Raw genomic sequence first — 22055 nt, 5'->3', positions numbered from 1 at the left:
GACCGCGTTTTTTATTGCATCAAAGTGATTTCCCCACGATTGAGATAATCGTGTAGATCGAGGCGATGTAGAGGATGATGAAGATGAATTTGCGAAAGAAGGATGCGGGGATATAGCGCATGGAGAAATGTCCGGCGATGATGCCGGTGACGAGCGCAGGCAGGAGATAGAGAAACTGATTGAACGCACCCGTAAGCGGATAGCCGCCGATGAGATAACTGACGAGCGAGGTCGCGTTGCCGAGGAAAAAATAGATGAAGCAGGTCGCGCGAAAAACGTTTGCGGGCATTTCGGTATACGCGAGATAGATGAGGAAAGGGAGACCGCCCATTCCCGTCGTGATGGCGGTGAACCCCGAGAGCATTCCCGTGATGATCGTGTTGCGGCGGCACTGGGTGATGCGTCGGTGAGAGACGTGCATGAGGAGGAGGGTCAGCAGAACGACGACATTAATGAATACCTTGAGCGCGTCGTTCGAGATGTAGGTAAAAAGAAAAATCCGAAGGGCTGACCGAGCAGCATACCGAGATAGAGCGTGCCGATGAGCGGATAGTTTGCCCGGCGCCGCATGAGAAAACCCTGTACCGAGTTGCTGCTGCAAGCGATGAGCAGCATGATGGGGACGGTGAGCTTTGGCTCGTAAAAGAACATGAGCAGGGGCGCGGCGATGATGACGAGACCAAATCCGGTAATGGACTGAATGAATGCCGCGCAGAAAACAGCAAGTGCGGGGCCTGCGTGCGCAGCGACGCCTGAAAGATACGCGTCCAAGCGAAAATCCCCCTTTTTGTTACAGTCGATAATTCTGTCTATTATAGCATAAAAATGCATGGGATGCACTGCAGCCATAACATGTATGCATGAAAAGAAATATAAGAAAAAAGTCCTAATTATTTTTGCTGTGTGATAGGAATAGCGATTGACGCTTTCCATGGCTTTAAGGTATAATGTATTACATCTATATATGATGATGAGAGAGCTATGAGCCGCGTTCACGGGGACGCAGTTTTGCCGTTTGATATTGGGAGGAGCACGAGGAACGTGGAGAGATATTGCCCGCAGGAGATTGAGGCAAAGTGGCAGGAGATATGGGACAAGGAGCATAGCTATCGGACGCAGCAGGATCCCGCAAAACCGAAATACTATGTACTGGAGATGTTTCCGTACCCTTCGGGCAACCTCCATATGGGTCATGTCCGCAATTACTCGATCGGGGACGTTGTGGCGCGCTTCCGCACGATGGCAGGATACAACGTACTGCATCCGATGGGCTTCGACTCTTTCGGGATGCCCGCGGAGAACGCGGCGATCAAGAACAATGTGCATCCCGCTGCGTGGACGTATGCGAACATCGAGAATATGAAGCGCCAGCAGCGCGCGATGGGGCTCTCCTACGATTGGGATCGCGAGGTCGTGACTTGCCGCGAGGATTACTACCGCTGGACGCAGTGGATTTTCGAACTCTTTTATAAAAAGGGACTTGCCTATAAGAAGGAAGCGTCTGTCAACTGGTGCGATACCTGCGGCACGGTGCTCGCGAACGAACAGGTAGAGGACGGAAAATGCTGGCGCTGCAAGTCCGAGGTGCAGAAGAAAAATCTCGCGCAGTGGTTCTTCAAGATCACGGACTATGCGGACGAGCTGCTTGCCGACCTTGACAAGCTGCCGGGATGGCCGGAGCGCGTCAAGACAATGCAGGAGAACTGGATCGGGCGCAGCGAGGGACTGGAATTCCAACTGCCTGCCCCCGCCCTTGATACGGAGATTCCCGTCTATACGACGCGCCCGGACACGGCGTTCGGTATCACGTTCCTCGCACTCGCACCCGAGCATCCGCTTGTGGAGAAGATCTGTGAGGGCAATCCAAAGGCGGACGAGATTCGCGCATTCTGCACGCGCGTGCGCAGACAGTCGGACATCGAGCGCGCCTCGAGCGAGTCGGAGAAGGAGGGCATCTTCACCGGCGTTTACTGCACGAATCCGTTCAACGGGGCGCAGGTGGAGATCTGGATCACGAACTACGTCCTCTTCGAATACGGCACGGGCGCGGTTATGGGCGTGCCGTCGGGTGATCAGCGCGATTGGATGTTCGCGACAAAGTACGACATCCGAAAGATTCTTACCTTGCAGCCAAAGGATCGCGCGCTGAACATTGACGAGATGACCGAGGCATACGTCGAAAAGGACGGCGTGCTCGTGAACTCCGGCAGGTTCACGGGGATGGAGATGCACGCGGCAATGTCGGCGATCATGGACGAGGCGGAGGAACGCGGCTTCGGGAAACGCCGCGTCAACTATCGCCTGCGCGATTGGCTGATCTCGCGTCAGCGATACTGGGGGGCGCCAATTCCGATTGTGAACTGTCCGCAGTGCGGAGAGGTACTCGTCCCCGAGAACGAACTTCCCGTGCGGCTGCCCGAAGACGTTTCGTTCGCACAGGGAGCGGTGTCGCCGCTCTCGAGCAGCGAGAGCTTCCTGCACTGCAAGTGCCCCAAATGCGGCGGCGACGCGACGCGCGAGACGGATACGATGGATACGTTCATCTGCTCGTCGTGGTATTACTTCCGCTACGCTGACCCGCACAATGCGGAGCGTCCGTTTGACCGCGATGCCGTGAACTACTGGGCGCCGGTCGATCAGTACATCGGCGGCATCGAGCACGCGATTCTGCATCTCCTCTATGCACGCTTCTTTACAAAGGTGCTGCGCGACACGGAGATGCTCGACTTCGACGAGCCGTTCACGAACCTCCTGACGCAGGGCATGGTTATTAAGGATGGCGCGAAGATGTCCAAGTCGCTCGGCAACGTCGTCTCGCCTGAAGAGATCATTGATCGCTACGGCGCAGATACGGCGCGCCTTTTTATCCTCTTCGCCGCACCCGTCGAGCGTGATCTCGACTGGAGCGATCAGGGAGTCGAGGGTGCATTCCGCTTCCTCAGCCGCGTATGGCGCATCCTGGGGCAGTTTGAGGAGACGATCCGATCGGCATCCGATGCCTATGATACCGACACCCTTAGTACCGAGGAGACGGAGCTGCGCCGTGTACTCCACAGTACCGTGAAGAAGGTCACGGAGGATGTACGCGACCGATTCATGTTCAACACGGCGATCTCCTCCGTTATGGAGCTGGTCAATGCATTTTATGCCTTCCAAGACCGTGCACTGCATCCGGGACTGGCACGGGAGGCAGCCTCTGCACTTGTGCGCATGCTCGCACCCTTTGCGCCGCATATTACGGCGGAACTTTGGTCACGCCTCTTTACAGGGAGCGTTCATGTGCAGCGGTGGCCGCAATACGATGAGGAAGCATTGGTACAGGATGAGATCGAAGTTGTTCTGCAGATCAACGGGAAAGTCCGCGATCGCGTGAAGATCGCCGCCGATCTTGACAGAAAATCGATGGAGCAGATCGTCATGGAGCTGCCGCGGGCAAAGGAACTGACCGCGGGAAAGACCGTTGTAAAGGTCGTCTGTGTGCCGAAGAAGCTCGTGAACATCGTTGTAAAATAAATCGGGGAAGATTTTACAAAAGGAAAAGGGAGAGAAAGCCATCATGTTAAAAGCATTTGCCGTTCGGAGCCTCTTGCCGGACATGCTCGTCGGCCGTACGGTCTATGAGGGAGATACCGACATTGTGCTCATCGAGGGCGGAACTGTTCTCGACCGTGAGAAGATCAAGCTTCTCAAGGAAAAAGAGGTTGCATCGGTCTATGTGGATGAGGACAGTATTCTGAGCGCCGTCCAAAAGGAGAAAAAGGCAAAGGAAGAGCGTTCTTCCGCCGAGGAAGAGGCGCCGCTCTTTAATATTACCGTGCTGCCGGAGCGCGATGCCCTCGTAGATACCAAATATGAAGAGGACTACAAATTCGTCTATGGCGAAATGGAAAAGCTCTTCGCAGATGCCGCGCTCACGGGGAAGCTCAACATGGACATCCTTCAGCCCGTGATGGCAAGTCAGCGCCTGCGCGACCTCTACAAGGAGGGCGCGACAGCCGTCTCCATGATTTACAGTATGAACCAAGAGGGAGACTACAACATTCACCATTGCGTGCATCTCGCCATTCTCGGTGGACTGATGGCAAAATGGATGCACCTCTCGGGCATTGATCGTCAAAATCTTGTGCTTGCAGGGCTCTTCCTCGATATAGGAAAACAGTTTATCCCGCATGAAATTTTGGAAAAGAAGGGAAAACTCACAGACGAGGAGTTTGACCTCATGAAGAATCATGTCGTGGACAGCTTTAAGCTCGTTGAGGGCAGCCCTCTCGCAGGGCGCAGTGACCTGATGAACGGCATTATTCAGCACCATGAGCGCAGCGACGGATCGGGCTATCCGTCGGCGCTTCAGGGAGAGCAGATATCGACATTTGGGCGCGTGCTTGCCGTCCTCGACAGCTACGATGCCATGGCGTCGAGCCGCGCCTACGCACAAAAGCGCGCACCGTTCGAGGTGTTTAAGGTGCTCTATGCGGACGTGCTCGATGGGAAACTCGACTCGGAATACGCGGTGCTCTTCATGCGTAAGCTCAACGCCGCCCTCAACGGCTGTTGGCTGCGACTTTCGGACGGAACAGCAGGGCGTATCGTTTATATCGACGAGTCGCGTGTCACTGCAATGCCTGTTGTGCAGCTTGATTCGGGCGGATTCCTTGACCTCAATACGGTTAAGGATATCACCGTCGTTGAGATCATGACAGCGGCGGAGGTCAGCGCACTCTAAGCACAGCATCAATCAAAGAGAAAAGAGGATACTGCACGGATCATTCGTGCAGTATCCTCTTTTTGTGTGTTGTTTGACGTATCTTTTATTTGCGTGCGTTCTTTGCCGCGCGTCCGCGTGCCGTACGGTCGAGAATTGCCTTGCGCAGACGGATGTTCTCCGGTGTCACCTCGACGAGCTCGTCGTCGTTGATGTATTCAAGCGCCTGCTCGAGACTCAGGATGCGCGGCGGGGTGAGGCGGATCGCCTCATCCGATGCCGAGGTGCGCATATTCGTGACATTTTTCTTCTTGCACGGATTGATGTCCATGTCGATGTCGCGCGAGTTCTCGCCGACGATCATACCCTCGTAGACTTGCTGTCCCGGCGAGATGAACATCGTGCCGCGGTCTTGGAGGGAGAAAATGCCGTAGCCCGTCGTCTCTCCCTGCTCGAACGCGACCAGCGAGCCGTGCGAACGTCCGCTCATATCCCCCTTGTACGGTACATAGCCGTGGAAGATATGGTTCATGATGCCGTTGCCCTTTGTGCTCGTGAGGAGCTCCGAGCGGAAGCCGATCAGCCCGCGCGCGGGAATGAAGAACTCCATGCGGATGTATCCCGAGAGCTCCGTCATGTTCGAGAGCTCCGCCTTGCGTGTGCCGAGCGCCTCCATAACGGCACCCATGTATTCCTGCGGCACCTCGACCGTCAGATTTTCCATCGGCTCGCAGCGCTGTCCGTTGATCGTCTTGTAGACGACCTCGGGCTTGCCGACCTGCAGCTCGTAACCCTCGCGGCGCATCTGTTCAATCAAAATCGAGAGATGAAGCTCGCCGCGCCCCGAGACCTTGAACACATCCGCCGAGTCCGTTTCCTCGACGTGCATGGCGACGTTCGTCTCGATTTCCTTAAAGAGACGGTCGCGCAGGTGACGCGACGTCACGAACTGCCCCTCGCGTCCCGCGAACGGGCTTGTGTTGACGCCAAACGTCATGGAGAGCGTCGGCTCGTCGATGTTGATGGTCGGCAGCGCCTCCGGATTCTCCGCATCCGCAACCGTGTAGCCGATGCTCACATCGCCGAGACCTGTCAGCGCAACGATCTCGCCCATGCCCGCCTCGTTTACGTCCACGCGCTTGAGTCCCTGATAGACATAGACCTTGCCGACCTTTGCCTTCGTCTCATGATCGCCGCTGATGACGACCACGTTTTGATTCGGCCTCACAGAGCCGCGGATGATGCGCCCGATCGCCACGCGGCCGACATAGTCGTCTGCCTCAAGTGTCGTCACCATCATCTGAAGAGGCCCTTCCGCATCCCCCTGCGGTGCGGGAATCTCCTTCACAATCGTCTGCATCAGCGGCTCGAGGTTATCGCTTTCATCCTCCATGTTGAACTTTGCAATGCCGTCGCGCGCCGTCGCATAGATCACGGGGAAGTCGAGCTGATCGTCGTCCGCATCGAGCTCCATGAAGAGCTCGAGCACTTCGTCGTATACATCATCCACACGCTGATCCGGACGGTCAATTTTATTGATGACAACGATGGGCTTGAGCTTTTGCTCCAGCGCCTTGCGCAGCACATATTTCGTCTGCGGCATCGGCCCCTCGAACGCGTCCACGAGGAGCAGGACACCGTCCACCATATTCAGGACGCGCTCCACCTCGCCGCCGAAATCCGCGTGACCTGGTGTATCCACGATGTTGATCTTGATGCCGTCGTAGAGAATCGCCGTGTTTTTCGAAAGAATCGTAATGCCGCGCTCGCGCTCAATGTCGCCCGAGTCCATCACGCGCTCGCCGACCTGCTCGTTCGAGCGGAACACATGACTCTGACGCAGCATCGCATCGACCAGTGTCGTCTTGCCGTGGTCAACGTGTGCGATGATCGCAATGTTGCGCAGCTTCTCATTTGTACTCATATAAAAATTAACCTCCCCAAGGTACCCGTTCAAAAATAGCTTTTCTATCTTATTACAGCCTGCCCCTTTTGTCAACAAATGAAACGCCGGCGCTCAAATTTTGGCGATAGACCACCGTGGTAATGTGCCTTTCTGCTCTCTTCCGGCTTTTTCTATGGCTGTCTATTGCTATTCGTATCCTTAAATCGTATAATGGAGAAATGATTTTTTACGAAGCGGCATAAAGGAGGGCGTGTGATGGCGACGGTTCCAAAACTCAATACGACGAATTTGGGGGAGGAGATCCCGTTCAAGGTTATTGCGCCCTTTGAGCCGATGGGGGATCAGCCGCACGCGATCGCGGATCTTGCGGGCGGCATTGAGAACGGGCAGACGGCGCAGGTGCTGCTCGGCGCGACGGGGACGGGCAAGACCTACACGATGGCAAAGGTCATTGAGCGCGTGCAGCGTCCGACGCTCGTCATCGCGCACAACAAGACGCTTGCCGCGCAGCTTGCGAGCGAGTTCAAATCGTTCTTTCCAAATAATTACGTCGGCTACTTCGTCAGCTACTACGACTACTATCAGCCGGAGGCGTACATCGCGCAGACGGACACCTACATCGAGAAGGACGCGTCCATCAACGACGAGATCGACGAACTGCGTCACTCCGCGACCTGCTCGCTGTTCGAGCGGCGCGACGTCATCATCGTGGCAAGCGTCTCCTGCATCTACGGTCTCGGTTCGCCGGAGAGCTATCACGAGATGGTCCTCTCCGTGCACAAGGGGCAGACGATCCCGCGCGAGGAGATTCTGCAAAAACTCGTCTCCATCCGCTACGAGCGCAACGACATCGCCTTTGAGCGCGGACGGTTCCGCGTGCGCGGCGACGTCGTAGAGATCTTCCCCGCGGGGTACAACAACCGCGGCGTGCGCATCGAGATGTTCGGCGACGAGGTGGAGCGCATCATCGAGTTCGACGTAGTCTCGGGTGAAATCTACGGAGAACGCCTGCATTCGATGGTCTTTCCCGCGTCGCATTACGTCACCGAGGACGAGGATATGAAAATCGCGATGGCGGATATCCGCACGGAACTCGAAGAGCAGCTTGCCATGCTCAAGGGCGAGGGGAAACTTCTCGAGGCACAGCGGCTCGAGCAACGGACGAATTACGACCTCGAGATGATGCAGGAGATGGGCTACTGCTCCGGCATCGAAAACTACTCGCGGCATCTGACGCACCGCAAAGCGGGCGAAACGCCGTACACACTGCTCGACTACTTCCCCGAGGACTTTCTCATCATGATCGACGAGTCCCATGTGACCTTGCCGCAGATTCACGCGATGTACGGCGGCGACCGCAGCCGTAAGGTCTCGCTCGTGGACAACGGGTTTCGCCTGCCGTCGGCGTTTGACAATCGCCCGCTGACGTTCGACGAGTTCGCGGCGCGCGTGAATCAGATCGTCTACGTCTCGGCGACGCCCGGGAAATACGAGATGCAGCAGGCGCAGCAGGTGACGCAGCAGATCATCCGCCCGACCGGACTGCTCGACCCCGTCGTCGAGGTGCGCCCGCTCGACGGGCAGATCGACGATCTGCTCTCAGAGATTCGTCTGCGCATCGAACGCCGGGAGCGCGTGCTCGTCACGACGCTGACGAAGCGCATGGCGGAGCATTTGACGGACTACCTGCGCGAGGCGGGGGTGAAGGTGCGCTACCTCCACTCCGACATCGCGACCATCGAGCGTGCGGAGATCATTCACGACCTGCGCGCGGGCGAGTTCGACGTCCTCGTCGGCATCAACCTCCTGCGTGAGGGACTCGACATGCCCGAGGTCTCGCTCATCGCAATCCTCGACGCGGACAAGGAGGGCTTCCTGCGCTCCGACACCTCGCTCATCCAGACCATCGGACGCGCCGCGCGCAACGCGAGCGGGCATGTCATCATGTACGGCGACGTCGTGACCGGCTCCATGCGGCGCGCGATCGACGAGACGGAGCGCCGCCGCGAGATACAGGAAGCCTACAATAAAGAACACGGCATCGTGCCCAAGACCATCGTCAAGCCCGTCGTCCCGCTCATCGAGATGACATTGGTCGCAGCCGAGGGGACTGCGCCCTATGGGAAAAAGGACGGGAAAAAGAAGAAACTCGGCAAAAAGGAGCGGGAAAACCTCGTCAAGAGTCTCCTGCGCGAAATGCAGCAGGCGTCGCGCGCCCTCGAATTTGAGCGGGCGGCGGAACTGCGCGATATGATTGTCGAATTGGAGGGCGAACTTCCAAAGAAAAAATAGGGGAAAATATGAACGAAAGCATTAAGATAGAGGGCGCGCGCGCCCATAACCTCAAGAATATCAACGTCGAAATCCCGCGCGACAAACTCGTCGTCGTGACGGGGCTCTCCGGCTCGGGGAAATCCTCACTCGCGTTCGACACGATCTATGCCGAGGGACAGCGACGCTACGTTGAGTCGCTGTCCGCCTATGCGCGGCAGTTTCTCGGGCAGATGGACAAGCCCGATGTGGATAATATAGAAGGATTGTCGCCCGCGATTTCGATCGACCAAAAGACCACGAGCCACAATCCGCGCTCGACGGTCGGCACGGTCACGGAGATCTACGACTACCTGCGCCTGCTCTATGCGCGCGTGGGGCGTCCGCACTGCCCGAGCTGCGGCAAGCCCATCGCACAGCAGAGCGTCGATCAGATGGTGGATCAGATCAAAATTTTGCCCGAGGGGACGAAGCTGCTCATCATGGCGCAGCTCGTGCGAGGGAAAAAGGGCGAGCACCGCAAGGTCCTTGACCAAATGCGCCGCGACGGCTATGTGCGCGTCCGCATCGACGGCGAGGTACGCGACCTCGGCGAGGAAATCGCACTCGAAAAGCAGAAGAAACATACCATCGAGGTCGTCGTTGACCGCCTTGTCGTGCGTGCAGGGATGGAGAGCCGTCTCACGGACTCCCTCGAGACTGCCCTGCGCGCGGGCGGCGGCGTCGTCTATGTGCAGATCGTAGACGGCGAACTCCTCATGTTCAGCGAGAACTTTGCCTGCGTGGACTGCGGCATCTCTCTGCCTGAGATCGCGCCGCGCATGTTCTCGTTCAACAGTCCGTTCGGTGCGTGTCCCGTCTGCACGGGACTCGGCAGTCACAAGGAGTTCGATCCCGAGCTCGTTCTGCCCGACCCGACGCTCAGCGTTGCGGACGGCGTATTTGCGCCGCTCTCGAAAAACCCGAACTCCTACAGTATGCGTGCGATCTCTGCGCTCCTCGACGCGCATGACTACGACGTTCACACGCAGTGGAACCGCATGGACAAAAAGACACAGCATCTCCTGCTGCACGGCGCACCCGACGAATATGTCTCCTTTCGCTATGTCAACATGTTCGGCGAGGAGAAGGAGTACAACGTCCCGTTCGAGGGGGTCCTGCCCGCGCTTGCGCGCCGCTACCGCGAGACGGACTCCGAGGAGATGCGCGAGAGCTACGAGGACTACATGACGGATACCCCGTGTACGGCGTGCCGGGGCGCACGTCTGAAGCCCGAAACGCTTGCCGTCACGATCGGCGGGAAGAACATCGCACAGCTCACCGCGCTGACCATTCACGAGGCGGACGATTTTCTCACGGCGGCGGCACAGGAGTTCAGTCCGCGCGAGGCGAAGATTGCCGTGGAGATATTGAAGGAAATCCACGCGCGTCTGCATTTCCTGCTCGACGTGGGGCTTGACTACCTGACGCTCTCGCGTGCGGCGGGGACGCTCTCGGGCGGCGAGGCACAGCGCATTCGGCTCGCGACGCAGATCGGCTCGGGGCTGATGGGCGTGCTCTACATCCTCGACGAGCCGAGCATCGGTCTGCATCAGCGCGACAACAACCGCCTGCTCGCGACGCTCCGGCACCTGCGCGACCTCGGCAACACGCTCATCGTCGTCGAGCACGACGAGGACACGATGTATGCCGCCGACCACATCATCGACATCGGCCCCGGCGCGGGCGAACATGGCGGCGAGGTCGTCGCGGAGGGCACGGCTGAGGAGATTATGCGCGTTCCCGCCTCCGTGACGGGCGCATATCTCTCGCGGAAAAAATTCATCCCTGTGCCGGAGACGCGGCGCAAGGGGAACGGGAACGCGCTCGAAATCGTCGGCGCGCAGGAGAACAACCTCAAGAATATCAACGTGAAATTCCCGCTCGGCACGCTGACGCTCGTCACGGGCGTCTCCGGCTCGGGCAAATCCACGCTCGTCAACGAGATTCTCTACCGCGGCGTCGCCTCGCGCCTCTATCGTGCGAAGGGAAAGCCCGGCAAACACAAGAAGATCAAGGGACTTGAGCACATCGACAAGGTGATCAACATCGACCAGCAGCCGATCGGGCGCACGCCGCGCTCGAATCCTGCAACGTATACGGGCGTCTTTGACGCGATTCGCGAGCTGTTCAGCCAAGTTTCAGAGTCGCGGATGCGCGGATACAAGGCGGGGCGGTTCAGCTTCAACGTCAAGGGCGGGCGCTGTGAGGCGTGCCGCGGCGACGGCATCCTCAAGATCGAGATGCAGTTCCTCCCGGACGTCTACGTCCCGTGCGAGGTATGCAAGGGCGCGCGCTACAACCGCGAGACGCTCGAAGTGCATTACAAGGGCAAGACCATCGCCGAGGTGCTCGACATGACGATCGACGAGGCGGTGGAGTTTTTTCAAAATGTGCCGCGCATCGCACGCAAGCTTGAGATCATTCGCGATGTCGGGCTCGGCTACATCCGGCTCGGGCAGCCCGCGACGACGCTCTCGGGCGGCGAGGCGCAGCGCGTCAAGCTCGCGACGGAGCTCGCCAAGCGCAGCACGGGCAAGACGCTCTACATCCTCGACGAGCCGACGACGGGACTGCACGCGGCGGATATTCATAAGCTGCTCGTCATCCTCCAGCGTCTCGTAGACGGCGGGGATACGGTCGTCGTGATCGAGCACAACCTCGACGTCATCAAGGCGGCGGACTATGTTATCGACCTTGGTCCCGAGGGCGGCGTACGCGGCGGTACCGTTGTGGCGAAGGGAACGCCCGAGCAGATCGTCAAGGTCAAAGAATCCTACACGGGGCAATTTCTAAAGCCCCTCTTGGAAGAGAAGCATTGAACTGTGGGAATGGGAAATGAAGAAGGTAATTTAAGATGCTCATTTTAGGCCAGATGGTCGTATTTTTTCTAATGATCTTTGCGGGCGCGCTTGCACGGCGGTACAACATCATCATCCCGAACAATCAGGAGCAGTTTTCCTCGCTGATTGTCAACATCGCATGTCCGGCGCTCATCATCTCCGCCGCGATGCACGCGGAGGAACACATGGGGCTCGCGCAGGTCATCGAGACCTATACGGCGTACGCCGTACTGCTCGCCATGATGTGCATCGTCGGCTTCCTCCTGCCGCTCATCCTGCGGTTTCGCGGGCGTCTGCGCGGCGCGGTGAACCTCTCGTTCTGGTTCAACAACTCGCTCTTTATGGGATTGCCGCTCGTGCAGGGCGTGTACGGCGATCAGGCGGTCGTCTATATGACGCTCTTCTTCATCCCCGTGAATCTGCTGTTCTTCGTCTACGGCGTGTCGTCCATCAGCATTCACAAGCGGCGCGGCGCAGACCTCATCCGTATGCTGATCAACCCCGGCATTGTCGCATCGCTGATTGCGTGCGTGATCTATTTTGCCGAAATCCCGACGCCGGCGCTGCTCATGCAGGCGTTCACGATGATCGGCGCGCTCACGGCGCCGCTCGCGATGATGATGATCGGCGCGTCGCTCAAGGACATCCATGTGCGCCATATGCTGACGGATCGAAAACTGCTCCTCTATACCTTTTTGAAAGCGGTGGTGCTCCCGATTCCGCTGCTCCTCATCATGAAACTCTTCGTCACGAATCCGTATATCCTCGGGTGCAGTCTCGTCATCGTCGCCGCGCCGACGGGCGGCATGGTCGCGATGGTCGCGCTGCTCTACAACAAGGTCGCCTATCCGCTCATGACGGAGATCATCGCGCTCTCGACGATGATTTCGGTGGCGACCATACCGCTCGTCTCGGTGCTCACCGGCATCTGAGTTCGTGCAGAAAGGGGCGCCCTTGCTCATATTCACTTTGATCCTCATCGGAGCGGTCGGCCTGATCCTCGGCGCGTCGCTGTATTTCCTGCGCTATCTCGCCGCGGGGCGGCGGCTGTTCTTTGCGCGTCTCGGCGTCTCGGCGTTTGACATCCTCGGTATCGGCAGTCTGATCCTCTTCATTCGCAATGCATTCATGCACGGTGGGGCGCGGCGGTCGCGTTTCTCATCATTCTGCTCTTTACGGCGCAGTGGATTACGCTTGCGGCGGTCGTCGCGGGCGTCACACTGCGGTATCTGCGACGCAGACTGCTCGCTGCGCCGTATGATCCCGCACGGCGGCGGATGCTCACGGGTGCTGCCGCCTATCCTGCGGTAGGGCTGCTGCTCAGCGGATATGGCGCGTTCTTCGAACGTCTGCATACGGTACAAAACGACTATACGATTCCCATCGCGCGCCTTCCGCACGAGGCGGAGGGCATGGTCGTCGCGCAGATCAGCGACATGCATCTGGGACCCTATTTTTCCGTGGAGGATTTTGAGCAGCTGCTCGGGGAGGTCGCCGCGCGCGGCGCGGATCTCCTCGCCGTGACGGGTGATCTCTTCGACGATGAGCGTCAAAATGAGGCGGCGGCAGAGACGCTTGCCGCACATGTCAGAGATTATTCGAACGGCATTTGGTACTGCATCGGCAACCACGAATACTATCACGACGGGCGGCGCATCGTAGACGCGATGGCGCGCGCGGGGCGTGTGCGGGTCGTGCTGAACGGTGCGGCTGAGGTGCCGGGGCGCGGCATCTATATCGCAGGCGTCGATTATCCCTTTGCGCACGGTGACGGATTTGCGGCGCAGAAGGCGGCGTTTTTCGATGCGGCGATGGCGGATGTCCCGCCGGATGCCGTGACCGTCCTGCTCGCGCATCACCCGGAGTTCATCGACGACGCGGCGGCACGCGGCAATGTACCGCTGACGCTCACGGGGCATACCCATGGGAGCCAGTTCGGCTTCCTCGGGCTTCCGCTGTTCCCCGTATTCAAATACACGCGCGGCATGGTGCGCATCGGCGACAACTACGGCTACGTGCACGTGGGCAACGGAAGCTGGTTTCCTCTGCGCATCGGATGCCCGCCTGAAATCGCATTTTTTAGACTGGAAAGGAAAAAAGAGCAATGAGTTGGATGGAGGACTACAGCGCGATTCGCGAGGATATTCACACGGGATACATCTATGAGGCGATTGAAGCGATCCTGCACATGCGCCGCAACAACGAGATCCCGGACGAGGAACAGTGGCGCTTCTCCGAGATGATGGGCGCGTGCTGCGGCGCGCTCGCCGATACGGAGGGCGCGCTCGCCTCGTATTTTGAAGCGGCGACGGAGGATAAATTTCTGCGGAGTCAGCGCGAGCACTTCTCCAACTACCTCTACCTCTGCCATGCCGTGCCGAACCTCACGCCGAAGGAGCTCAAGGCGCAGTTCGACATGTACGCGACGCTCTACCGCCACGAAGAACCGCTTGCACCGCGTGAGAACGTACGGCATGAGCGTCTGCGCATCGGCTTTATCGCACCGCATTTCCTCGATTCGTCCTCATCGCTCTTTTACGCGGGGCTGATGCGCGGCCTCAGGGAAAAATACGATATTTACGCATACTCGCTCAGCGACCGCGCGGATGCGTTCACGGAGTCCCTGTGCGCCGACGTACGCTATGCGTCTCTTGAGAACATCTCCATCGAGGAGCAGGCGGAGTGCATTCGCACTGATGAGATCGACGTGCTCGTCGACCTCGGCGGACATACCGAGGGCGGCATGACGCTCATGGTGCTCGCACGCTGCCCTGCGCCCGTGCAGATCTCCGGCATCGGCTGGTTCGCGACGACGGGGGTGTCCTTTGTCGACGGCTTCCTGACGGACGAAGTACTCTCGCCGGCGGGGACGGAGGAGTTTTACAGCGAGGAGCTGCTGCGTCTCCCGCACGCGTTTGTCATGACGCCGACCGCCGAGATGCGCGCCGCGAAGGTCTCCGCGCGCCCAGCAGATGAGCCGGTGACCTTCGGCGTCCTGCAAAACTTTATGAAAATCAACGAGGCGGTTCTGAAGGTGTGGGAGCGCATCCTCAAAAAGGTGCCAAAATCGCGTCTCGTGCTCCAAGATGCCGTGGACAGTCCCCTGCGCGTGACGACCATTCTCGAGATGCTTGACGGCATGAAGATGTCGATGAAGCGCATCTTCGTGCGCCGCGGCAAGCAGGACTATCTCGCAGACTACGGCGACATCGACATCGCGCTCGACACATTCCCCTATGCGGGCGGCGCATCCACGGCGACCGCACTCTACATGGGCGTTCCCGTCGTCTCCCTGCGCGGAGAGACCCATGCCGCGCGGTTGGGGGCGAGCATCCTCACGGCGGCGGGACATACGGAGTGGATCGGCGCGGACGAACGCGCCTATGAGCAGATCGCCGTCGATCTCGCGGGACGCATCGGCGAGGTGCGCGCGGGACGCGCGGCACTCCGTGCGCAGGTGGAGACGTCGCCGCTGATGGACGAGGCGGCATATCTGCGTGCCGCCGAGGAAGCGATTGCGCGTATCTGGGCAGAACGCGGAGACTTTGCATTGTGAAAACGGATTTGGCGGAGCTGCTGACCGAAAGCCCCGAGCGGTTGACGATCCTCATTATCAACGGATCGGAGCGGCTCGCGCATCTGCGCGCGCTTTACCCGAACGCCGAGATTCATGCCGTCACGCCTTACGAAGAGGTCGCGGCACATGAAACGCTCGCGCCGCTTCGGATACACTGGCATGTGACGGACTGGCAAAAAGAAATTCTGCCGTTCCCCGAGGAAATGTTCGACCGGATCATCGCGGAGTTTGCGCTCGAGTTCGCACACGAACCTTACGACGTCCTCATGGCGCTGAACCGCAGGCTCAAGGAGACGGGGACGCTCTACACGAGCTATCCGAACGTGCGCTACCACGGCATGCTCGACCTCCTGCGCGCGGGTGATTTCCCCGTGCGCGGCGAGCGTAGGCTCTATGCCAAGCCCGAGATCGTGCGCCTCCTGAACGACGCGCTCTATAAGGAGATTCACTTTACGCCCGGCGATCGGGACGACGATCTCTCGGCGGGGGAGGAATGGGCGCGTGAGGGCTTCGCAAATGTCAATGACGACCTCTCGACGCGCACATGGCTCGTGCGTGCAGAGCGCAGTACGGCGGCGGTTGCAAATCTAAAGCTGCTCTTTAGCGCCGAGACGCGGCGGGAGCTCGCGCGGCTTCTGCATCGCATCGAGTACGGCCTCGCGCCGGAGGAGAGCAAGGCGGCGCTGCACGCGCTCTGCGTACGCGAGGGGATCTTTCCGGAATACCTCGCGGATTTCATCAATGAGGTCTGCGTGCACACCGCGCGCGTTCATGCGGAGCTGCGGGAACTCTTCGAAAATATGTGAAAAGTAAACAGTAAACTAAATATCTAGTTGACGGAATACGATTCCTGTTTTATAATAAGCAAAATAAAAATTACTTATGATAAGGCAGGGATTTTTGTATGCGCAAAGGATATATCGCAGAACTTACCCAAAAGATCATCGCGGGCTATCGTCTGGGATGCGACACCGACCGATCGCTGTTCCTCGAAGCTCCGCTCGACGAGCTCAAGGAGGGGGCATACCGGCTTCAGCGGCAGTTCTGCGGCAACCATATCGACCTGTGCACCATCGTCAACGGGCGCAGCGGGCGCTGCGGCGAGAACTGCAAATACTGCGCACAGGCGGCGTGCCATAAGACAGGTGTCGAGACCTACAGCTTCCTCCCGCAGGAGGAGATCATCGCGCACGCAAAGGCGAATCAGGACGCCGGCGCAAATCGGTTCTCCATCGTCACTTCGGGCGGTGCGCTCAGCGGCAAAGAATTTGAACAGGCGATCGATACCTACAAAGAGATCAAGCGCACGCTCACGATCGATCTCTGCGCCTCGCACGGACTCCTCTCGCGCATCCAGCTCCGCCGTCTCCGCGAGATCGGCGTGACGAGCTATCATCACAACATCGAGACCTCCGAGCGCTATTTCCCTGAAATCTGCACGACGCACACCTATGCCGACCGCATCCGTACGATCAAGGACGCGCAGGCGGAAGGGCTCTGCGTCTGCTCCGGCGGCATTATCGGCATGGGCGAGACATGGGACGACCGCTTCGAGATGGCGTTCGCGCTCCAAGAGCTCGGCATCGAGTCCATCCCGCTCAACTCCCTCATGGCGATCCCCGGAACTGCGCTCGAGCATCTCGAGCCGCTCTCGGGCGACGAGATCCTGCGCACGATTGCGATCTTCCGCTTCATTAATCCGACGGCGAACGTCCGCCTCGGTGCGGGACGCAAGCTCCTCCCCGAGAATGGTGCAACCGCGTTCAAGGCGGGCGCATCCGCATCCATCACCGGTAACATGCTCACCACCTCCGGCACAACGATTGCAGAGGACATGGAGCTGTTGCGTGAACTCGGCATGACGAATAAGGATGAGGATTGTAGGGCTTTAACAGGAACCTGCGGCGCTCGGTAGGCGTGACGTGCGATATTTGCGCATGGCGGCGTCATATCGTCGAATGCTTCGTCGACGTAGGTTGCATCTACGCCTTCCTCGCATTCTCCTCAATTCCTAGCCCTGCATCAAATCTTGCACGTCACTTACTGTACGGCTTTGCGTACGGGATTTTTGCGCCTAGCGTCGTTATTCGTCGAATCCTGCGCTCGACGTAGCTCTTAACTACGCCTTCGCTTGTATTCTCCTCATGCCTAGCTATGCATCGAAACTTCCGCGTCACTTAGGTTTCCTCTGAACACGGGATTTTGGTGCCTAGCGGTGTTCTAGCATCGAACCAATGAAAAGGCGCTTGTATCAACGTAATGATGCGTTGGTACAAGCACTTTTTTGTTGTCACAAATACGATTCGAATACATCCATATCCAGCACGCGGATTTTGCGTCCCGTTGCCTCGATGATGCCTTCGCGCTGCATGGTGCTCAACTCGCGCGAGAGGGAGGGGCGGCTGACTGCGAGATACGCCGCGATGAACTCTCGGCTCACCGTGAGCATTACGTTTCCTTCTGCATCCACATGGGGGAAGAGGTAGCGCACAATCTTTTCGCGCAGGGTGCCGCTCGCGAGAATCTTGAGTTTCGTGTGCATTGCGTACGCCTTGCCTGCAAAGATTTTCATGAGATTGCGCTGGACGATGAGCGCACTGCGATGCGGTGCTGCGCCGACATCGAGCGTGAATAGATGACTCGACACCTCGAGCAGACGCACCTTCGTTACGGCGCGGACATACATGTCATATGGACGGCGCAGGACCTCATAGACCTCACCGAACATATCGCCCGGCCGGTCGATCTCCGAGATAAAGATCTGCCGCCCCGAGTAGGTATCCTTTAGAATATGCACCTCGCCCTCGAGCAGGATATAGAGCGAGTGCGGCATATCTCCGTCGTGAAAAATCATCGCGCCTTTTGGATAGGTGCGCAGCGCCACCTCGGCGGAGGCGAGCAGCTCATCGAGATCCTCTTCGTTCATTCCCTCCGCGAGGGACGTCTTTGCGAGAATCTGTGCCGCGTTTTTCGTGTCGTTCGTCGCCATCATGTACTCCTTTGCACAGAGGGAGAAATATTTTCATTGATTATAACATAGGATGAATAGGGCTGCAAAAATGTTTCGGTCGATTTTCGACATGCAGAATCATTTGAACAACGAATTTATAGATTTTCATTTTCAATGATTGACGATTTGTCAAAACATGTTAAAATACTATGGAAGATGAGACTGAAAAAGCCGGAGCAATGTCGAAGCTGTATCCGTGTCGGTCGTGTTATAAGGAGGGAAGATACTTTCGACATTCGAAAAGACGTAAAATTCATAGGATTTGAAGAAAGGATTATTAATGAAAAAGCTTTGTATGTGTTTGATGGCGGCGCTGATGCTGCTCGCAGTCGGCTGCGGAGGAAGCGAGCAGCCGAAGAATGAACGCGCCGATAAGGGGGAAATCGTTATCTCTGTCGGTAAATACATGGTCGGCGAGGGCTTTGACCCGACGGCAGGTTGGGGGCTGTGGGGACCCGATCCGTTTCACAGCGCGCTCATGGGGCACGATCGCGACAACAATCTCGTGAAGGAGCTCGCGACGGAGGTCAAGCAGTCGCCCGACGGGATGCAGTATGTCTTTACGCTGCGCGATGATGCGAAATTCTCGGACGGGACGCCGGTGACGGCGGAGGACGTCGTATTCACCTATGAGACGGCAAAGGCTGCCGGCGGCGCCGTGGATCTGACGGCGCTGGCGTCCGCGCGTGCGCTGTCGAATACGCAGGTGGAGTTCACGCTGACGAAGCCGTGGTCAGTGTTCCTCGAGACGGCGGCGAGCCTCGGCATCGTGCCGAAACATGCCTACAAGGAGGGCTATGCAACGGCGCCCGTGGGCAGTGGTCCGTGGAAGGTGGTCTCGTTCCAAAAGGAACAGCAGCTCATCATGGAGCCGAACGAGTATTACTATGGGGAGAAGCCGAAGCTGAAAAAGGTCACAGTGCTGAACCTCGGCGACGACGCGGTGCTCGCGGCGGCGCAGTCCGGTCAGGTCGATCTGATCTTTGCACCGCCCGAGTTCGCAGGGGCGAGCGTGCCGAATATGAAACTTGTTCTTATGGACTCGATCGACAGCTTCTGCATCAATCTGCCGCAGGTACCGGAGCATGACGAAAACGGTGTGCTCATCGGAAATAATGTTACGAGCGATCCCGCGATCCGCCGTGCGCTGAACATCGGCATCGACCGCAAGACGATCATCGATAACGGGCTCGGCGGATTTGCAAAGCCGACGATGAACTTTGCCGAGGCGCTTGCATGGGCGAACGACGATCTGCAGGAGCCTGACAACCGCGTGGATGAGGCAAAGCAGATCCTCGAGGATGCGGGCTGGAAGGACACGGACGGGGACGGCATCCGCGAGAAGAACGGCGTCAAGGCGGAGTTCGTCATCAACGGGCGCGCGAATGATCTGCAGCGCTACAACACGGCGGTTGCGCTCGCCGACGATGCAAAGAAGCTCGGCATCAATATCATCGCGAAGTCGACGCCGTGGTCGGAGGCACGCAAGGTCGCGCGTAACATCCCAACGACATGGGCGTTCGGCGACTACACGCCGCAGGCGCTCTATAACTACTTTCATTCGTCTCAGATCGGCGTCAACGTCATCAATAACCCCGCCGTTTACCACAATCCCACGGTCGATATGCACATCGACAAGGCAATGGCGGCAACGTCAAACGAGGAGGCGCTGCGCGAGTTCAAGGCGGCACAGTGGGACGGCGTGACCGGGCCGAAGGTCGATCTCCCGTATCTCTGGATTGCAACGGTGCAGGTGCCGTATTTCGTCAATGAACATCTCGATATTGGAACGCTCCATGTCGGCGAGCGCGGGCAGGGCATGGGCATCCTCGCCAATATCGACGAATGGCAGTGGAAGTAATCGGATGACGACGCATATGGCACGACTCCTCGGACGCAGCACGCTGCGGCTGGTACTACTGTTGATCGCCGTGAGCATCGTCAGCTTTATCCTGCTGGCGCACTCGCCGATCGATCCGATCGACGCGTACTTCGCGAATAAGACGGCGTCGGCGGAGCAGCACGCGCTGGTTGCGGCGTATTGGGGCTTTGACCGCCCGCCGCTCGACCGCTTCCTTTTGTGGGGCGGGCATATCCTGCACGGGGACTTCGGCATGTCCTTCATCTACCGTGCGCCTGTGCTCGAAGTCATTGGGGAAAAGTTTCGCTTGACGCTGCTCCTCATGATGACGGCGTGGGCGCTCTCGGGCATCATTGGCTTTGTGCTTGGTGTATTGGCGGGGATGTACCGCGACAGTGTGCTCGATAAGGCGATTCAAGGATTTTCTCTGCTCTGCGTGTCCGTGCCGATTTTTTGGCTCGGGCTGCTCTTTTTGATGATTTTTTCCGTTCAGCTGCAGTGGTTTCCGCTCGCGCTCGCGGCTCCCATCGGGAAACTGCACGAGGAGGTGACGCTGGCGGATCAGATTCGGCATCTGATTCTCCCTGCGCTTACGCTCAGTGTGACGGGGATCTCCTCGATCACACTCCAAACCCGGGAGAAGCTGCTCGAGGTGATGAGCACGAATTACATGCTCTTTGCCGAGGCGCGCGGCGAATCCCTGTGGCAGCGCGTGCGGCGGCATGGTCTGCGCAATATCGCCTTGCCTGCGATTACCTTGCAGTTTGCGTCGTTCAACGAGCTGTTCGGCGGCGCGATCCTTGCGGAGACGGTGTTTTCCTATCCCGGGCTTGGCGGCACGGTGACGCTGGCGGGACTGCGCGGCGATCTCTCGCTGCTGCTCGGCATCGCGATCTTCAGCGCGATATTTGTCTTTGCGGGCAATCTCATTGCGAATATCCTCTACGGCATCGCCGATCCCCGCCTGCGCGAGGGGAGGGAGACGTCATGATGAAGGCTTTGGCACTGTCTGCGGCAGGAGGGCTGAACCTGCGCCGACGGTATTTGATTTTTGCCGTGATTGCGGCGTCCTTTCTCGCGGGGCTGTTCCTCTGGGGCGTTACAATGCCGGAGAGCGCCTATGCGGTGAACTACGGGCAGAAGAATCTCGCGCCGTCGATATCGCACCTCTTTGGCACGGACTATATGGGGCGGGATATGTTTGCCCGCTCGGTCAAAGGGATGTCGATCAGTCTGCAAATCGGGTTCGGCGCGGCCTTCTTCAGCTCGTGTATTGCGCTGCTGCTCGGCACGCTGTCCGCCGCCTTTGGGGGAAAGGTAGATCAGGTCGTCCTTTGGCTCGTGGATCTCTGCATGGGGATTCCGCATATCCTGCTCATTTTGATGATTTCGGTCATGCTCGGCGGCGGCGTTGCGGGCGTTTCCACCGGGATCGTTGTGACACACTGGCCGCGGCTCACGCGCGTGATCCGCGCCGAGGTCATGCAGCTCCGTACGGAGCCGTACATCATGGCGGCGCGGCATTACGGGCACTCGTGGCTGACCGTGGCGCGACGGCATTTCGTGCCTCATGTTCTGCCGCAGTATATCATCGGACTGGTGCTGCTCTTTCCTCACGCCATCATGCATGAGGCGGCGGTGAGTTTTCTCGGCTATGGGCTGCCGCTCGACATGCCCGCGATCGGCATTATCCTCTCGGAATCGATGCGTTACCTTGCCCTCGGCATGTGGTGGCTCGCGTTCTTCCCGGGATTTTTGCTGCTCGTTGTCGTATTGCTGTTTGACCGGTTGGGTACCGCACTGCGCGAGATCATTGACCCGCAGCGCGTGCAGGCGTAGGAGGGGA

At 58.4% G+C, this 22055-nt stretch carries 16 protein-coding genes and 1 pseudogene; 14 read left to right on the top strand and 3 right to left on the bottom strand.

Features of this window, described 5'->3' with window-relative positions; genetic code table 11:
* Window positions 1-19: 19 nt before the first annotated feature.
* Window positions 20-771 (bottom strand): annotated as a pseudogene (locus HMPREF9162_RS06085) (sulfite exporter TauE/SafE family protein).
* A gap of 270 nt (window positions 772-1041) precedes the next feature.
* Between HMPREF9162_RS06085 and leuS the strand changes: the two are divergent.
* Window positions 1042-3513: a leucine--tRNA ligase gene (gene leuS / locus HMPREF9162_RS06080; protein WP_037350315.1), complete on the top strand. Its 2472-nt coding sequence runs from the start codon at window positions 1042-1044 to the stop codon at window positions 3511-3513.
* 43 nt (window positions 3514-3556) lie between these two features.
* Window positions 3557-4723 carry an HD-GYP domain-containing protein gene (locus HMPREF9162_RS06075; RefSeq protein ID WP_009438810.1) on the top strand — a complete coding sequence of 389 codons (1167 nt, stop codon included), beginning with the start codon at window positions 3557-3559 and terminating at the stop codon, window positions 4721-4723.
* Window positions 4724-4808: 85 nt separating this feature from the next.
* Here the strand turns inward: HMPREF9162_RS06075 and typA are convergent, their stop codons facing one another.
* The gene (gene typA, locus HMPREF9162_RS06070) at window positions 4809-6626 is read right to left on the bottom strand and encodes a translational GTPase TypA (protein WP_009438650.1); all 1818 of its coding nucleotides are present in this window, start codon (window positions 6624-6626) and stop codon (window positions 4809-4811) included.
* A gap of 237 nt (window positions 6627-6863) precedes the next feature.
* Here typA and uvrB point away from each other — a divergent pair, with 237 nt between their 5' ends.
* From uvrB to bioB, 8 genes are all read left to right on the top strand, one after another.
* Window positions 6864-8900: an excinuclease ABC subunit UvrB gene (gene uvrB, locus HMPREF9162_RS06065; RefSeq protein WP_009438722.1), complete on the top strand. Its 2037-nt coding sequence runs from the start codon at window positions 6864-6866 to the stop codon at window positions 8898-8900.
* An 8-nt stretch (window positions 8901-8908) separates the two neighbouring features.
* Window positions 8909-11740 carry an excinuclease ABC subunit UvrA gene (uvrA, locus tag HMPREF9162_RS06060; RefSeq protein WP_009438732.1) on the top strand — a complete coding sequence of 944 codons (2832 nt, stop codon included), beginning with the start codon at window positions 8909-8911 and terminating at the stop codon, window positions 11738-11740.
* 35 nt (window positions 11741-11775) lie between these two features.
* Entirely contained in the window at window positions 11776-12693 is a 918-nt protein-coding gene (locus tag HMPREF9162_RS06055) for an AEC family transporter (protein WP_009349300.1), read from the top strand.
* A 37-nt stretch (window positions 12694-12730) separates the two neighbouring features.
* A complete protein-coding gene (locus HMPREF9162_RS12755) occupies window positions 12731-13072 on the top strand; it encodes a hypothetical protein (protein ID WP_009438740.1) in 342 nt (113 codons plus the stop codon).
* Entirely contained in the window at window positions 13039-13869 is an 831-nt protein-coding gene (locus HMPREF9162_RS06045; RefSeq protein WP_009438841.1) for a metallophosphoesterase, read from the top strand. The genes HMPREF9162_RS12755 and HMPREF9162_RS06045 overlap by 34 nt, the downstream gene beginning before the upstream one ends.
* Window positions 13866-15317: a glycosyltransferase family 41 gene (locus HMPREF9162_RS06040; RefSeq protein ID WP_009438881.1), complete on the top strand. Its 1452-nt coding sequence runs from the start codon at window positions 13866-13868 to the stop codon at window positions 15315-15317. Before HMPREF9162_RS06045 ends, HMPREF9162_RS06040 begins: the two co-directional genes overlap by 4 nt.
* Complete coding sequence (locus HMPREF9162_RS06035; protein WP_009438622.1) at window positions 15314-16144, top strand: bifunctional 2-polyprenyl-6-hydroxyphenol methylase/3-demethylubiquinol 3-O-methyltransferase UbiG; 831 nt, start codon at window positions 15314-15316, stop codon at window positions 16142-16144. The genes HMPREF9162_RS06040 and HMPREF9162_RS06035 overlap by 4 nt, the downstream gene beginning before the upstream one ends.
* A 98-nt stretch (window positions 16145-16242) precedes the next feature.
* Window positions 16243-17253, top strand: a complete 1011-nt coding sequence (gene bioB / locus HMPREF9162_RS06030; protein WP_009438930.1) for a biotin synthase BioB — start codon at window positions 16243-16245, stop codon at window positions 17251-17253.
* A gap of 375 nt (window positions 17254-17628) precedes the next feature.
* Here bioB and HMPREF9162_RS06025 read toward each other — a convergent pair whose 3' ends face one another.
* Window positions 17629-18327 carry a Crp/Fnr family transcriptional regulator gene (locus HMPREF9162_RS06025; protein ID WP_009438797.1) on the bottom strand — a complete coding sequence of 233 codons (699 nt, stop codon included), beginning with the start codon at window positions 18325-18327 and terminating at the stop codon, window positions 17629-17631.
* A 135-nt stretch (window positions 18328-18462) separates the two neighbouring features.
* Here HMPREF9162_RS06025 and HMPREF9162_RS12600 point away from each other — a divergent pair, with 135 nt between their 5' ends.
* From HMPREF9162_RS12600 to HMPREF9162_RS06010, 4 genes are read left to right on the top strand one after another with little or no spacing between them, the layout of a single operon-like run.
* Window positions 18463-18711: a hypothetical protein gene (locus tag HMPREF9162_RS12600; protein WP_217490389.1), complete on the top strand. Its 249-nt coding sequence runs from the start codon at window positions 18463-18465 to the stop codon at window positions 18709-18711.
* Window positions 18629-20209 (top strand): ABC transporter substrate-binding protein, encoded by a 1581-nt coding sequence (locus tag HMPREF9162_RS06020; RefSeq protein ID WP_037350311.1) that lies wholly within the window; start codon window positions 18629-18631, stop codon window positions 20207-20209. Before HMPREF9162_RS12600 ends, HMPREF9162_RS06020 begins: the two co-directional genes overlap by 83 nt.
* A gap of 4 nt (window positions 20210-20213) precedes the next feature.
* The gene (locus HMPREF9162_RS06015; RefSeq protein ID WP_009438608.1) at window positions 20214-21200 is read left to right on the top strand and encodes an ABC transporter permease; all 987 of its coding nucleotides are present in this window, start codon (window positions 20214-20216) and stop codon (window positions 21198-21200) included.
* Entirely contained in the window at window positions 21197-22048 is an 852-nt protein-coding gene (locus HMPREF9162_RS06010) for an ABC transporter permease (protein WP_009438757.1), read from the top strand. The genes HMPREF9162_RS06015 and HMPREF9162_RS06010 overlap by 4 nt, the downstream gene beginning before the upstream one ends.
* Window positions 22049-22055 lie beyond the last annotated feature (7 nt).

The sequence above is a fragment of the Selenomonas sp. oral taxon 137 str. F0430 genome (assembly GCF_000183625.1).
Taxonomy (GTDB): domain Bacteria; phylum Bacillota; class Negativicutes; order Selenomonadales; family Selenomonadaceae; genus Centipeda; species Centipeda artemidis.
The sequence above is the reverse complement of the archived record's forward strand: the minus strand, read 5'-3'. Positions and strand labels throughout refer to the sequence as shown.

Excerpts from the sequence above, each read along its gene's own strand:
- HMPREF9162_RS06075 (WP_009438810.1), top strand. The coding sequence starts at position 3,557 with ATGTTAAAAGCATTTGCCGTTCGGAGCCTCTTGCCGGACATGCTCGTC.
- typA (WP_009438650.1), bottom strand. The coding sequence starts at position 6,626 with ATGAGTACAAATGAGAAGCTGCGCAACATTGCGATCATCGCACACGTT.
- uvrB (WP_009438722.1), top strand. The coding sequence starts at position 6,864 with ATGGCGACGGTTCCAAAACTCAATACGACGAATTTGGGGGAGGAGATC.
- uvrA (WP_009438732.1), top strand. The coding sequence starts at position 8,909 with ATGAACGAAAGCATTAAGATAGAGGGCGCGCGCGCCCATAACCTCAAG.
- HMPREF9162_RS06055 (WP_009349300.1), top strand. The coding sequence starts at position 11,776 with ATGCTCATTTTAGGCCAGATGGTCGTATTTTTTCTAATGATCTTTGCG.
- HMPREF9162_RS06045 (WP_009438841.1), top strand. The coding sequence starts at position 13,039 with ATGCTCACGGGTGCTGCCGCCTATCCTGCGGTAGGGCTGCTGCTCAGC.
- HMPREF9162_RS06040 (WP_009438881.1), top strand. The coding sequence starts at position 13,866 with ATGAGTTGGATGGAGGACTACAGCGCGATTCGCGAGGATATTCACACG.
- bioB (WP_009438930.1), top strand. The coding sequence starts at position 16,243 with ATGCGCAAAGGATATATCGCAGAACTTACCCAAAAGATCATCGCGGGC.
- HMPREF9162_RS06025 (WP_009438797.1), bottom strand. The coding sequence starts at position 18,327 with ATGGCGACGAACGACACGAAAAACGCGGCACAGATTCTCGCAAAGACG.
- HMPREF9162_RS12600 (WP_217490389.1), top strand. The coding sequence starts at position 18,463 with ATGATTGACGATTTGTCAAAACATGTTAAAATACTATGGAAGATGAGA.
- HMPREF9162_RS06020 (WP_037350311.1), top strand. The coding sequence starts at position 18,629 with ATGAAAAAGCTTTGTATGTGTTTGATGGCGGCGCTGATGCTGCTCGCA.
- HMPREF9162_RS06015 (WP_009438608.1), top strand. The coding sequence starts at position 20,214 with ATGACGACGCATATGGCACGACTCCTCGGACGCAGCACGCTGCGGCTG.
- HMPREF9162_RS06010 (WP_009438757.1), top strand. The coding sequence starts at position 21,197 with ATGATGAAGGCTTTGGCACTGTCTGCGGCAGGAGGGCTGAACCTGCGC.